At 47.9% G+C, this 11,300-nt stretch carries 17 protein-coding genes and 1 pseudogene; 8 read left to right on the forward strand and 10 right to left on the reverse strand.

Features of this window, described 5'->3' with window-relative positions; genetic code table 11:
- The 8 genes from V7Z69_RS04530 to V7Z69_RS04565 form a co-directional block, all read left to right on the forward strand.
- Nucleotides 1-189, forward strand: a 189-nt coding sequence (locus V7Z69_RS04530; RefSeq protein ID WP_334138794.1) for a universal stress protein, incomplete at its 5' end; no start/stop codon positions are given.
- Nucleotides 190-355: 166 nt separating this feature from the next.
- The gene (locus tag V7Z69_RS04535; RefSeq protein ID WP_334138795.1) at nt 356-961 is read left to right on the forward strand and encodes a metalloregulator ArsR/SmtB family transcription factor; all 606 of its coding nucleotides are present in this window, start codon (nt 356-358) and stop codon (nt 959-961) included.
- 7 nt (nt 962-968) lie between these two features.
- Entirely contained in the window at nt 969-1,400 is a 432-nt protein-coding gene (locus tag V7Z69_RS04540; RefSeq protein WP_014163905.1) for an arsenate reductase ArsC, read from the forward strand.
- Nucleotides 1,401-1,531: 131 nt separating this feature from the next.
- Nucleotides 1,532-1,735, forward strand: coding sequence for a hypothetical protein (locus tag V7Z69_RS04545; RefSeq protein ID WP_041445814.1), 204 nt, complete (start codon nt 1,532-1,534; stop codon nt 1,733-1,735).
- Nucleotides 1,736-1,787: 52 nt separating this feature from the next.
- Complete coding sequence (arsB, locus tag V7Z69_RS04550; RefSeq protein ID WP_014163903.1) at nt 1,788-2,861, forward strand: ACR3 family arsenite efflux transporter; 1,074 nt, start codon at nt 1,788-1,790, stop codon at nt 2,859-2,861.
- A gap of 3 nt (nt 2,862-2,864) precedes the next feature.
- A complete protein-coding gene (locus V7Z69_RS04555) occupies nt 2,865-3,725 on the forward strand; it encodes a universal stress protein (RefSeq protein WP_334138797.1) in 861 nt (286 codons plus the stop codon).
- A gap of 134 nt (nt 3,726-3,859) precedes the next feature.
- Complete coding sequence (locus V7Z69_RS04560) at nt 3,860-4,732, forward strand: universal stress protein (RefSeq protein ID WP_334138799.1); 873 nt, start codon at nt 3,860-3,862, stop codon at nt 4,730-4,732.
- A 38-nt stretch (nt 4,733-4,770) separates the two neighbouring features.
- Nucleotides 4,771-4,929, forward strand: a complete 159-nt coding sequence (locus V7Z69_RS04565) for a 4Fe-4S binding protein (RefSeq protein ID WP_334138800.1) — start codon at nt 4,771-4,773, stop codon at nt 4,927-4,929.
- Nucleotides 4,930-5,021: 92 nt separating this feature from the next.
- Here V7Z69_RS04565 and V7Z69_RS04570 read toward each other — a convergent pair whose 3' ends face one another.
- From V7Z69_RS04570 to V7Z69_RS04615, 10 genes and pseudogenes are all read right to left on the reverse strand, one after another.
- Entirely contained in the window at nt 5,022-5,381 is a 360-nt protein-coding gene (locus tag V7Z69_RS04570; protein ID WP_334138801.1) for a hypothetical protein, read from the reverse strand.
- Nucleotides 5,382-5,384: 3 nt separating this feature from the next.
- Nucleotides 5,385-5,930: pseudogene (locus tag V7Z69_RS04575) on the reverse strand (peptide-methionine (S)-S-oxide reductase MsrA); the annotation flags it as partial.
- Nucleotides 5,931-5,942: 12 nt separating this feature from the next.
- Complete coding sequence (locus V7Z69_RS04580) at nt 5,943-6,089, reverse strand: hypothetical protein (protein WP_334138802.1); 147 nt, start codon at nt 6,087-6,089, stop codon at nt 5,943-5,945.
- A gap of 6 nt (nt 6,090-6,095) precedes the next feature.
- A complete protein-coding gene (locus V7Z69_RS04585) occupies nt 6,096-6,272 on the reverse strand; it encodes a hypothetical protein (RefSeq protein WP_334138803.1) in 177 nt (58 codons plus the stop codon).
- Nucleotides 6,273-6,374: 102 nt separating this feature from the next.
- Complete coding sequence (locus V7Z69_RS04590) at nt 6,375-6,998, reverse strand: response regulator (protein ID WP_334138805.1); 624 nt, start codon at nt 6,996-6,998, stop codon at nt 6,375-6,377.
- Nucleotides 6,995-8,398, reverse strand: a complete 1,404-nt coding sequence (locus V7Z69_RS04595) for a sensor histidine kinase (RefSeq protein ID WP_334138806.1) — start codon at nt 8,396-8,398, stop codon at nt 6,995-6,997. The genes V7Z69_RS04590 and V7Z69_RS04595 overlap by 4 nt, the downstream gene beginning before the upstream one ends.
- Nucleotides 8,385-9,485, reverse strand: coding sequence for a poly-gamma-glutamate system protein (gene pgsW, locus V7Z69_RS04600; protein ID WP_334138807.1), 1,101 nt, complete (start codon nt 9,483-9,485; stop codon nt 8,385-8,387). The genes V7Z69_RS04595 and pgsW overlap by 14 nt, the downstream gene beginning before the upstream one ends.
- A complete protein-coding gene (locus tag V7Z69_RS04605; RefSeq protein ID WP_334138809.1) occupies nt 9,482-9,904 on the reverse strand; it encodes a poly-gamma-glutamate biosynthesis protein PgsC/CapC in 423 nt (140 codons plus the stop codon). Before V7Z69_RS04605 ends, pgsW begins: the two co-directional genes overlap by 4 nt.
- Nucleotides 9,888-10,898 carry a capsule biosynthesis protein CapB gene (locus V7Z69_RS04610; RefSeq protein ID WP_334138810.1) on the reverse strand — a complete coding sequence of 337 codons (1,011 nt, stop codon included), beginning with the start codon at nt 10,896-10,898 and terminating at the stop codon, nt 9,888-9,890. The genes V7Z69_RS04605 and V7Z69_RS04610 overlap by 17 nt, the downstream gene beginning before the upstream one ends.
- Nucleotides 10,899-11,021: 123 nt before the next feature.
- Nucleotides 11,022-11,300: gamma-glutamyltransferase (locus V7Z69_RS04615; protein WP_334138811.1), on the reverse strand; the 279-nt coding region annotated here is incomplete at its 5' end.

The raw sequence follows: 11,300 nt of genomic DNA on the forward strand, positions 1-11,300 counted from the left end.
TTCTCAATGATAGTGGGAGTTCCCTACAACGAGATAGTCAAGCTAGCCGAAGAAGATACAGATTACCACCTCATCATAGTGGGGCACAGGGGTATGAAGAACCTGGAGAGGTTCTTTATAGGAAGTGTGGCGGCCAAGATAGTTGCCCATGCCCCATGCAGTGTTTTGGTCTATAGGCCCAGAATTTGATTTTGACACTGCACCAAATTATGGTCAGGTCGTTAATTTCGGTGTTTTAACATTCGGAATGCCCTCTCGTAATAGTGAAGAGGGCTTTTTTTATGAGTCCGCCTTTTTTTTCTTGACATATATGTAACTATGTGAGTACTATTTCACATAGAAGGAGTTGAGATCTGTGAGTTCCCTTTTGGAGAAGAAAGCTGAAATTTTCAAGGCGTTGTCCCACCCAGTAAGGCTTGCGATCGTTGAGAAGCTTGCAGCCCAGCCTCGGTGCGTCCAGGAGATAGCAGGCTGGTTTGGCTGCACAAGGACCAACGTGAGCAAGCACCTTGGTGTTTTAAGGCAAAGCGGTATCGTGAAAGATCATAAAGAGGGGCTTAAAGTTTACTACTCCTTGGATTTGGAGTGTCTTGGCCCTTTCATGGCGTGCCTTGATAAGGAGATCAAAAAGAAGATATCCCAACAATATGCTGCTTACTGTGGAGCGCAAGAAGAGGCCAAGAGTCAGGTCCTGAAGATCCAAGTCCTAGGTGCCAACTGTAGAGACTGTCTTGCCATGGAAGAAAGGGCCAGAAAGGCGGCTTCTTCCTTGGGAGTGGATTTTGAAATCATCAAAATGTCGGAGCTTGAGGAGATATTGGCCTTCGGTACGGCTATAACACCTAGTTTGGCAGTAGAAGGACAGCTTCTTTATGAAGGGAAGGTTCCATCGGAGGATGAAATTGCAAAAACATTGAAGGATTTTCTCCAAGAGCATCAAAAAAACATCGTCAGGAGGTAGAGCTGGAGTGAGCAAAAAAACAAAGGTTCTTTTTTTATGCACTGGAAACTCTTGTAGAAGTCAAATGGCTGAAGGATGGGCAAAAGCGTTAAAGGGAGATGTTATAGAGGCTTACTCTGCTGGTACGGCTCCCAGCACGGTGAACCCCCTTGCCATAAAAGTCATGAAAGAGGCAGGAGTGGACATCTCCAACCAGCGAAGTAAAAACGTCACGGAGCTTTTGGACGTGAAGTTTGACGTGGTCATAACTCTCTGCGGCGATGCCAAAGACACCTGTCCGGTGTTTCCAGGAGATACCAGGGTGGTTCACAGGGGCTTTGATGATCCTGCTAGGGCAGAGGGCAGCGAAGAGGAAGTTTTGGCTTTCTTCAGGAGGGTAAGGGACGAAATAAGGGATTTCGTGAAGACCCTGCCCGAAAGCGTTATGCAAGAGGATTGAGATGCAACTTAAAAGAGGAGGTGGGGCAGGTGAGCACTATCAGGATGATATCCAGATTTTGGCTTCAGCAGGTAAAAGAACACGGCGGACATTTTTGCATAGTAGTAAGAACCAACATAGCGGGCTGATGAATGGTCTATAGAGGCCCGGCGGGCCTTTTGGGAAAACCGGAAAATACCGAATCTTTTACCCCCTACGAAGTGCAGGGCGAGGAAGTAACCTGCTGGATAAGCAAGGAGGCTATGGACTTCTTCGAGGAGACAGGAAAGATGCCCGATGGTTCCTACCTGTTCTTCGTGGAGGGCGTCGGAAGGTTGAGACTGTGGTTCGAGTAAAGATCCTTTCGATAATTTCTACAACCAAGAACTTGTGATGGAGGTATGATTCATGGCAGGTGCGAAAAAGCTTTCGTTGTTCGAGAGATACCTTACTCTATGGGTTGCTTTGTGTATCGTGGCGGGAATAATCCTTGGCAGGGTTGCTCCAGGGGTTGCTAGGGCGCTGGATTCCATGTCGGTCTATGAGGTCTCCATTCCCATAGCCATCTGTTTGTTCTTCATGATGTATCCCATAATGGTAAAGATAGATTTCGCTGAGGTGCTTAGGGCTGGTAAAACTCCCAAACCAGTGCTTTTGACCCTCTTCATCAACTGGGCAGTGAAGCCTTTTTCCATGTATCTCATAGCTTATTTGTTCCTAGGGGTGCTGTTCAAAGGTTTCCTTCCTGGAACTGAGATAATAAAGACAGGACAGGAAGTGGAACTTTGGAGAAGCTATGTGTCTGGAGCGATATTGCTCGGAATAGCTCCATGCACGGCAATGGTGTTGGTTTGGGGATATCTGGCGGAAGGTAATAACGGCCTTACCCTTGTAATGGTGGCTATAAATTCTTTGACGATGCTCTTTTTGTATGGCCCCCTTGGAGGGTTCCTTTTGGGTGTAAATGCCATGCCCATTCCTTGGCAAACCATCTTGCTCTCCGTGGCTATTTACGTGGCCTTGCCTTTGGTAGCAGGGTACTTTTCCAGGAAGTGGATCATAAAACACAAAGGATACGGCTGGTTCGAGTCCAACTTCCTCCACTACCTGACGCCCGTGAGCATAACAGCCCTACTGGTGACGTTGGTTCTTCTCTTTTCCTTCAAGGGAGATATCATAGTGCAAAATCCCTTGACCGTTCTTTGGATAGCCATACCTCTTTTCGTTCAGACTACGTTGATCTTTGCCCTGGGGTACTTCCTGGCTAAGCTCTTGAAGCTCCGTTACGAGGATGCAGCGCCAGCTGCGATGATAGGAGCATCCAATCATTTCGAGGTTGCCATTGCCACAGCGACCATGTTATTCGGTCTTTCTTCTGGAGCAGCCCTGGCAACGGTCGTAGGAGTTTTGATAGAGGTTCCAGTGATGCTCATGCTGGTGCGCTTCTGCCTCAAGACCAGAAACTGGTTCAAGGAGGTGTAGATAATGTTCAGAAAAGTTCTTTTTCCAGTGGTTTTGACTCATAAAATGGAAAATTACCTTTCCTGCATTTCGGATATGGTAAAAGCAGGAGTAGAGCAGGTTGACCTGATGCACGTAGTGGACCTCCACGATACATACGGCGATCCTAAGATTGTGGAGTTCGCCAAAGAGACACTAACTAAGTGGAAAAAGCGCCTTGTGGAAGCCGGTGTCGCAAAGGTGGAAACCTATTTGGAGGAGGGAAATCCCACAGAGGAAATCCTTCGCAGGTTGGAGGAAGAAGATTACTCTCTTGTTATGTTGGGTTCAAGGGGCTCCAATTTGTTTAAGAGGCTGTTTTTGGGCAGTGTAGCCGAAAACGTGCTCCATCACGCCAGGCAGCCGGTCTTGCTTTTGAGGAATTATCCTTGTGAAGGAAAGGAGGAAGCCTCCTACTCCCTTACATGTAACAGCGTATTTGATAGAATCCTTTACGTTACGGACCTTTCCGAGGGAGCAAAAAAGGCGCTTTCGTACCTGGAGAAGATGGGAGACATTCCTGGTGCTACATTGGACATTCTGCACGTCCACGACACGAGAGCCATGGAGTACATGAGCACAGAAAAGATCCAGGAAATAAGCACAGAAGAAGAAAGACAGATAGAACAAATCCGTAAAAACCTAGCAGAAAATGGCTTTAAGGTGGAAGCTCACATAGTAGAGGATCACCCTGTAGCGGGCATACTTAAATACGCCGAGGAAAAGAAACCCTCCCTTTTGGTCATAGGAGCCAAGGGCAAAAGCAGGCTGCTGGAAATGATGCTTGGTAGCGTTACCGAGACCATCATACATAAAGCACCTTGTTCAGTTTTGGTAATTCGCTGAGCTGAAAGAGTCCTTACGAAAAATCTGCCAACACGGGACCGCTTTAAACAGCGGTCCCGTGTTTTATGTAACGCTAAAACGTGGTAAAATCTTCACAGAAACAGCTAATCTTTCTGCGAAGGAAGGGACCGGCGATGCTGAAGAAGGTGCTATTGGCCACGGACCTAAAGGAGAGAAGCTTCTGCGAGATAAAGGCACTGGGCAAGTTTCCTCCCAAAAAGGTGGGAGAGGTTCTTTTGCTCCACGTTTTGGACGAACGAAAGGGCATATCCTCTCTGGACAGAGAAAATGAGGAAAAGCTAAAAAGCCAGGTGAAAGAGCTGCAGGATAGAGGTTTTAACGTGGGTGTTTGTGTGGAAAAAGGAATTCCTTTCTACACGATAGTGGAAAAGGTGAATGAATTTAAGGCTTCTCTTCTGATCATGTCAAGAGGGGAAAGGGAGTTTCAGACAAAGTTTTTAGGTGAGACGGCTTACAGGGTGCTGGAGGAATGCCCTGTGCCCATGTTCCTGTGCAAATCCAAAGAAGATGGAAGCTCCGAGGAACCTCTGGAGCACGTGATGATAGGCATAGATTTCTCCGATCATTCATATAATGCCTTTAGGCTGTTGGAAGGTTTGGTTCAAGAGGTGGAAGGAGCGTTGAAACGGGTCACCATCTTACATGTTCACGAAAGAAGCAATATAGAGCTTCTGGAGAAGGTGGTGGCAAAAGGAAGGATACAAGAGATCATAGAGTTGGAGCTCAGCCGCCTTGAGGAGATGGCAGAGGCCTTAAGGAATAAAGGGGTTAAAGATGTAGAAGTTTCAATGAGGACGGGAAGGGTGGTAGACGAGTTCATCTCCGAGGCTGAGGAGAAGAAACCAACGCTGATCATAGTTGGAGCCCAGGGGGTGGGAAGGTCGGAAATGTTCAGGGTGGGTAGTTGTGCCTTCAGGGTCAGTCACAAGGCACCGGCCAATGTCCTGGTCGTTCCCTTGGGGAGATCCTGGGAGATGCCTTTTTAGCTGAATACCTTTCATCAATCAAGAAGGGGGACATTATTGTGCCGTGGTTAGCAGGTTATCCGAGAGAAAAGGTCAATTGGGGGCCGACGGTGGACAGGGAAAAGTGCATTGGATGCGGTATGTGCATAAACTGTAGCAAAACAGCACGAAAGACAACAAAGCGCCGTAATCAAAGCTGGTCGGTGTGTTCTTATTAGTTTTCTAGAGATTTCAGTATGGCCTCTATTGTTTGACCTTCAAGTTTGTCAGGGGCGATGGGCCGCCACACGGCGGCCTTTCGTGGAATTATTCAAAGGTCGAGCAGGTTCTCTGCCTCGTCGTAGGCTTCGGCAGTTACGAGGCGAAATATGCGGTTTTCAGGATCTATCTCAATCTCCTGGAATTCGGTCACGAATGGGTTGAGAGCCTTTATCTTGATTACGGCCTTTATAATTTCACCTGCGCCTGTATCATCGGATAACTTCTCTATTTTTGAAGGGGCGTACGACCATGTTATGCCTTCTTTGTCGGCAACTATAACGTAATTGCCATCCCATTTGGAGGGGATTTCCGCTGCTGCGCAAGAAACAAGGAATGCTGCCGCTAGTACCAAAATAATTATAGAAAAACGCTTAGTCGTAAATTTGATGTGGGTCGATCCTAGGGGCATTACTCATTCTCCCTTCATGGTTTCTCTGATCAACTCTTTCAGTTCCTCATCGGACATGTGAGGCTTCCTTAGACCAAAGCCACCGAGATATCCGTTTACTCGCGCTGCCGCCGTGGATGCCACGATGTCCTGAAAGGAAGGATAGATCTTACGAAATTGCGCCAGGATGTCCTTGTGCATCTGGAGGTAATATTTTTGGTGGTAGTCCTCCGCTGGATAAAAGGCTCCTGCCTCCTCAACCGATACCATGACCTTTCTTTTCGTCTTCCATTCCAGGGCCTCTATGTATTCGAGGGCCTTAGCCCTTTGGAAATCGTCATGGTAGAAAATCACGGAGCGGTACTGCCTAGAAAATGAAGCTTCAAAGGGATCGTGATTCTGGAAAAATTTTTCCAGAAGCTCTTCATAAGTTATTACTTCGGGATCGAAGGTGACTTTCACAGTCTCCGAATGGTCTCCAATATTGTGATAAGTAGGGTCTTGTGTGCTGCCTCCGGCGTAACCTACTTGAGTGGATATGACCCCATCAAGACTCCCGTACAGGGCGTCAGGCCCCCAAAATCAACCCATCGCGAAGGTCGCCGTTTCAACCTTTGCGTGAGGTATAGTGTCCAGCTTCGGCTTTTTCACAACACTCTCTCCCCCTTGAACCAACAAAGAAAAACTCATTATCATTACAACAACCGCAATCAGCCATGATCTTTTCATTCAGGCTCATTCCTCTTTATCCAACTTCTCCATGAGGCCCTTCAGTATGTCCTTACGTTCCTTGAGTTTCTCCCTGTAAGTTGAGCTGTCAGTATCAGCTATCTCCATCCTGAGTTCCGATAGGGTGAAGGACAAAAGCTCCCTGAGCAGTTCCTTTTCTTCTTGTGTAAGCTTGAGTTCCATGACTTACACCCCCCTATTCTTTTCGAACATTATTTTACCACATCGCCACGTTAAAGCTCAACTTGAAAGGTGCTCAGGGAAGCTACCAAAAGGGAAAGAAAACTACCTAGGTATGTAGTATAGGTATTTGGGCCTTCCTGGCTTACCGTCCTGGTAGAGGGGTTCTTTATTGGCTATTCCTGCTCCTGCCAAGTATTCCAAGTATCTGTGAGCCGTCTGATAGGAGACGCCTATGCGTTTTGATATATCGTAGGCCGTTGCCTTGTCCGGGCTTATGGCCTCCAATTCGGCAATGACGAGCCTCATAGTGTCCTGGCTTATACCCTTGTGAGGTTCCTCTATTCCTGGGAGTCTTCGGTAGCTTGCTAGCCTGTAGTGCAGAGCGATCCTCGAGGTGAAGTCTGCAAGCCGTATGGGTTTGGATATGAAGTCATCAGCGCCTGAAGCTAGAAGTTTCTGTGCCAGTGCGGGAGATTCCTCTACAGTGAGGACCAATATCACAATATTCTTAGATATACTTCGAATTTTTTTGATCAAATCTAATCCATTGATCTCTGGCATGTGGTAGTCCACTAGGAGTAAATCCACTTCTTTGCGTTGGGTCCAAGTTATGGCCTGGCTCCAGTCAGTGGATGTTTTCATGTTCCAACCGGAACTCTGCGCCATGGCCTCTAGCGTGTAGAGTATGGATATATCGTCGTCAATAGCTCCGATGCTTATGGTCAATGGCTCTCCTCCTTTTTCAAAGGTAGATGGATCGTTACTATCCCCCCTCCAGTGGGGGCATTGGTCATGGAGATATTCCCTCCGTGCTCGAGCACTACCTCTTTTGTGAACGCAAGGCCAAGTCCAGTGGAGTTCCAGGTGGACCCTGAGTCGGGAGTTGGGACCTGATCAAAACCTGGCCCGTTGTCCTTTATTATAAATGTAACTGAAACTTTGTCGCAGCGGGCTTCCAGTAAAATTTGGGGTTTTCGCTCGATGCTTTTGGCTGCCCTTGAGGCGTTATCAAGCAGGTTTACTAGGGCCCTTGAGAAGCGCACCACGTTCATTTCCACCGTTTTTCCCTTGCATTTTTCGCCCAGAACAACCCTAACGTGTTTATGGAAATCTAGAGGGCTTACTTGAGCCATCACATAAGAAATTATTCCCTCTATGGTGGTTATCCTCTTGGAAGATGAGGAAAGTATCTCAGAGATCATCTGGTTCATCCCTAATGCGGCATCCTTGGCCACATCAAGGTGTTTTTTGTGGTTTTGCGGGAAGTTTGGGCTGCTTCCCAGAACGTCCAGGAGACCCACAATGGTCGTCAGGGGGCGTTTGAGGTCGTGTACCAGGTTTTGAATCTCCCTGGAGCTTCGAGTCCTTAAGTGTTCCTCTCTAAGTTGGGCAAGATGTCGTTCCTGCTTGCGGATCTTCTGCATGCTCTTTATCTGGAGCGTGGAAAGCACAAGGAGCTCTGACGTCACAAGTCCACTTAAGAGGACTGTAAGGAAAGCAATTATTCCCAAAAGGTCAAGAAGGTGTTTTCGGTTCATTAGAACAGCAAGCTCTTTGACGGCCATGGATATTTCACCCCAGCCAAAGCCGTATTCCGTCAGGGCCGGAACTATGTCCAGCCACTGAAAGGAGAATAGCATTATGGAGATGGCCAGTGCAGAATTCAGTCTTCCCGGTACGTCCTTAGTCAGGAATCTAACCAATATGACGGTCAAAACTCCCATGATGGCGGGTACTCCGAAGTGGGGTTTAGCATATGCCTCCAGCAGGGCTAGAATCTGGTATGAGAGGGGGATGGCGACGGTGGGTACGATGGTGGCCAGGCTTTTTTTCTTGGTCAGCTCTGCCAAGCCGTCTCCGACGAAAAACCAGCCAAGGTAGAGAAAGATGGCTCTCGATGTGTTGAAGAGCACGAGGAGGCCGGCGGCGGCAAAAAGGTATCCTCCGTCCCCTGTATCGGAGGCTAAATTCATGAGCCTGTAGACTGCGAAGAACGGTCTGCTCCGGGTTAAGATAAAAAGCCATAGACATAGGGAAAAGAATCCGAGTATCAGGGTGAAGTCTGAATTCCTTAAGGGGGGCTTATACTTTGGTTTTTGCTTTGTTGTCCCTTTATCTTTTTGCATGTGGGGAACCTTCCTCCTCAAATATCCAGCGCTTGAACCCAAATAAGTAAAGAACCCACAACAAAAGCCCGACAATCGATAAGAGCTTGGAAACTTGTTTTGGGGCTTTTTTCAAAGGTTCATCGTCAAAGGGAACACCTGTTTTCCTGCATAGAGCCTTTACGTTGAGCATGTGGATCACGGGGATTTCAGAATTCAGTGCCTTGGCAATTATTCCGTTGCCTGCCGAAACTCCGGATTTGGGCCTTAATATGCCCGGTTGCAAGGTCAATACCTCAGGGTCGGTTCCGAGGTTGGCTTGACTGCCTCCTATTTGGACTATAGCTTTCGGGTTGAATGCTGCAATTTTAGCCCACTTGAGCTCCAGCAGTTCTTCGAAGGATTTTGCACTAATTATGGTCACATTGTCCTCTTTGGCAGCCTTTTGTAGTGCGTATATCCCCTCTGGAGGCAAGTCAAGCCCTAATTCTCCACTGCCTCCCAATGTGGCGAAATAAGGAGCGGCCTTTACGTATCCATGACTTCTCAGTATCCTCAGAATGCTTGTAATAGGTAAGTACGGTATATTGGCGCCCCAGGATGATGCGCCCAGAGAGGGGACCAAGAGCACATCTAGCCCCAGCTTTTCCGCTGCAACTATGGCTGAAAGGGCGAACCCTGGGAAAGAGCCGGAGGTCAATATAGCTACGGAATCCTTTTCCTTCAGTCCAAGAGTCGTAAACCAGCGATAAAAGACAACGCTCCAACGGGGGTCAGTTGAGGTTCTTTTTGCCCTTAGATCGCCCAGTGTGGTCGTTATGGAGCTCCATTCCACTCCTATAAGGCCAGTTTTCCAAGGGTCAGCATAAGGGTCCGAAGGTATTCCCATTTTCATTCGTTCCTGGTAAAGAAAGTCTTGGGCAGAGCGCACTTTTTCCCAAATTTCGATCTCCGGCCCTTTCAATGGCGGAGAACCGGTCATTATTATACCCACCAGCAAAAGAGCGACTAACGAAGACATGAGGGTTGCTTTGGTTCGGTTCTCGTCGCCCTGGCCAAAGAGTAAGGTTCTTAGTTCCCATTTAATGAAGATTATCAGCGTCCTCATATCAAAAGCCTCCCAAGCAAGGTAGCGCAAGCCCCACATGCCAAAGCTCCGGAAAGAGTGGGAAGAAATCCCTGTCTTTGTGAGTCAGAAGCCAAAAGTCCCGGTACTATCCAGCCACTCCAGGGCACGTTGAGAGGGAAGGCCAAGCTCCAGCACCAAAAAAACAGAAGGGAAAGCCCTATGGCCAGCCCCACTCTTCGGCGGCCATACACGGCGAATCGTAGGTTGATCACTTCCAACAGCAAAAGTATGGGTAGGGAAACAGTGATTACAACTGACAGAGCCTTTAAATTGAAGCCAGAGGCTGCCAAAAAACCTGGAGTTATTATCCCTCCAGTGGAGAAACCTGTTCGCTCAGTCCATATGAGGCCTAGCGCCACTCCAAAAAACAGTAATCCAAGTTCAACAGAGGGGCTCATCTTGCCATTGCTCCTTTTTGTTTTTCAATAGGGTATTTGCGATCTCCATTGGAAGTCCGGCTATGTTGCCTATGCCGAAGGTTCTTTCGCCCAGCTTGGATATGACCTTTTCGGCAGGTTCAAACCCTAGATATTTAAAACCAAATCCTGCGCCAAGGGGATAAGGCCCAGTCAAAATTACTTGTTTCCATGAGTGGTTGACTATGAAATCCTTCATGATGGAAAGACGCATCCTGCGGTCTTTCCGGTGGTTGAACCATAGGGTTGTATCTTTGGATTCCCACTTAAGGCTTTGCCACAGATTGTTGGTGCTCTCCAGGTCGTTTGCTGAAAACGCGAACGCAAGCATTTTGGGGCTTGCGCCAACCTGGTGCACTGCAAAGTCGTATGGGCCAGGTTTCAGTTTTTCCAATGCTTCTTCCAGTTCTGTTTCAGTTACTCCCAATAAATGACAGGCGGCTTTTATGAAGCTTTTGTTTATCTCAAGGGGGGCTGACGAGGAAATCACCACAGGAATCACTTCGCATCCTTTGTTCTGCAAGGTTTTCGTTGCAAGGTGGTCCTCATACACGTCCGGGCCACATAAAACCCTGCCCCTTGGTGGAATTCCCTTTGCAAGGGCCTTTACAGCTTCAGATTTTTCTATTCCCCATAACTCTTCATGGTCATGGTAAGCGTTGGTCCAGATAGTCAAAGTAGGTTTAAGCCATCTGTAGGCAAGGTGCTGCAGATCGCAAGAGACGGCATTGTTTTCCAGTATTACTGCTTCTGCATCTTTCGGAAGTGTTTGCAGCCACCATCTCATCTCTTCAACGTGTGCTCCAGAGTGTCTTATTATCCTGTAGTTTCCATGAGGAGTTAGGCTTAAAGGTTCTGTTCCTGTCACCTTGGCCCACGCCCTGATGCCGCAGGCGCATAGTACCTCCTTGATGCCCCGTGCTATTCCGCTTTTTCCTCTGGTTCCCGTGACAAGAATCCGGATAGGTGGTGTCATTCAGTCACGCTCCCATGTGCCCATGTTCTACAGTGCATTATTTAACAAAGCTCCAAATTGCGCAACGAAAAACACAAACAAAAAAGGCGCGGGCACCCCCGCGCCTTTTGAAGTTAATGATTCTTAATATCCTACGGGTACTCCTAGTCTTCTACTGTCGGCTCCTCCATCAAGTCCCATATCGGTGAAGAGGATTCCTTGGGCGGTACCGAAGTAGCCGCTGCGGGGCCGTACTTCCACGTTATGGCCTCGGAGCCTGAGCATTTGTATAGTGGTAGGATTCATGGTGTCCTCTATTCTGAAGGGGCCAACTGAGCCGTTCACAGCGTAGGTAAATATCCTAGGCTGCTCTATGGCCTCATCCATGGTCATGCCGAAATCCACTACGTTCATTATTATCTG

This window comes from Thermovirga lienii (assembly GCF_036847465.1).
Classification (GTDB): Bacteria; Synergistota; Synergistia; order Synergistales; family Thermovirgaceae; genus Thermovirga; species Thermovirga lienii.

What these genes read in the sequence shown, in the direction of transcription:
- V7Z69_RS04610 (WP_334138810.1), bottom strand. Translation starts at nt 10,898, where the DNA reads ATGACACCACCTATCCGGATTCTTGTCACGGGAACCAGAGGAAAAAGC.
- V7Z69_RS04580 (WP_334138802.1), bottom strand. Translation starts at nt 6,089, where the DNA reads ATGAAAAGATCATGGCTGATTGCGGTTGTTGTAATGATAATGAGTTTT.
- V7Z69_RS04545 (WP_041445814.1), top strand. Translation starts at nt 1,532, where the DNA reads ATGGTCTATAGAGGCCCGGCGGGCCTTTTGGGAAAACCGGAAAATACC.
- V7Z69_RS04560 (WP_334138799.1), top strand. Translation starts at nt 3,860, where the DNA reads ATGCTGAAGAAGGTGCTATTGGCCACGGACCTAAAGGAGAGAAGCTTC.
- arsB (WP_014163903.1), top strand. Translation starts at nt 1,788, where the DNA reads ATGGCAGGTGCGAAAAAGCTTTCGTTGTTCGAGAGATACCTTACTCTA.
- V7Z69_RS04570 (WP_334138801.1), bottom strand. Translation starts at nt 5,381, where the DNA reads ATGCCCCTAGGATCGACCCACATCAAATTTACGACTAAGCGTTTTTCT.
- V7Z69_RS04595 (WP_334138806.1), bottom strand. Translation starts at nt 8,398, where the DNA reads ATGCAAAAAGATAAAGGGACAACAAAGCAAAAACCAAAGTATAAGCCC.
- V7Z69_RS04605 (WP_334138809.1), bottom strand. Translation starts at nt 9,904, where the DNA reads ATGAGCCCCTCTGTTGAACTTGGATTACTGTTTTTTGGAGTGGCGCTA.
- pgsW (WP_334138807.1), bottom strand. Translation starts at nt 9,485, where the DNA reads ATGAGGACGCTGATAATCTTCATTAAATGGGAACTAAGAACCTTACTC.
- V7Z69_RS04585 (WP_334138803.1), bottom strand. Translation starts at nt 6,272, where the DNA reads ATGGAACTCAAGCTTACACAAGAAGAAAAGGAACTGCTCAGGGAGCTT.
- V7Z69_RS04555 (WP_334138797.1), top strand. Translation starts at nt 2,865, where the DNA reads ATGTTCAGAAAAGTTCTTTTTCCAGTGGTTTTGACTCATAAAATGGAA.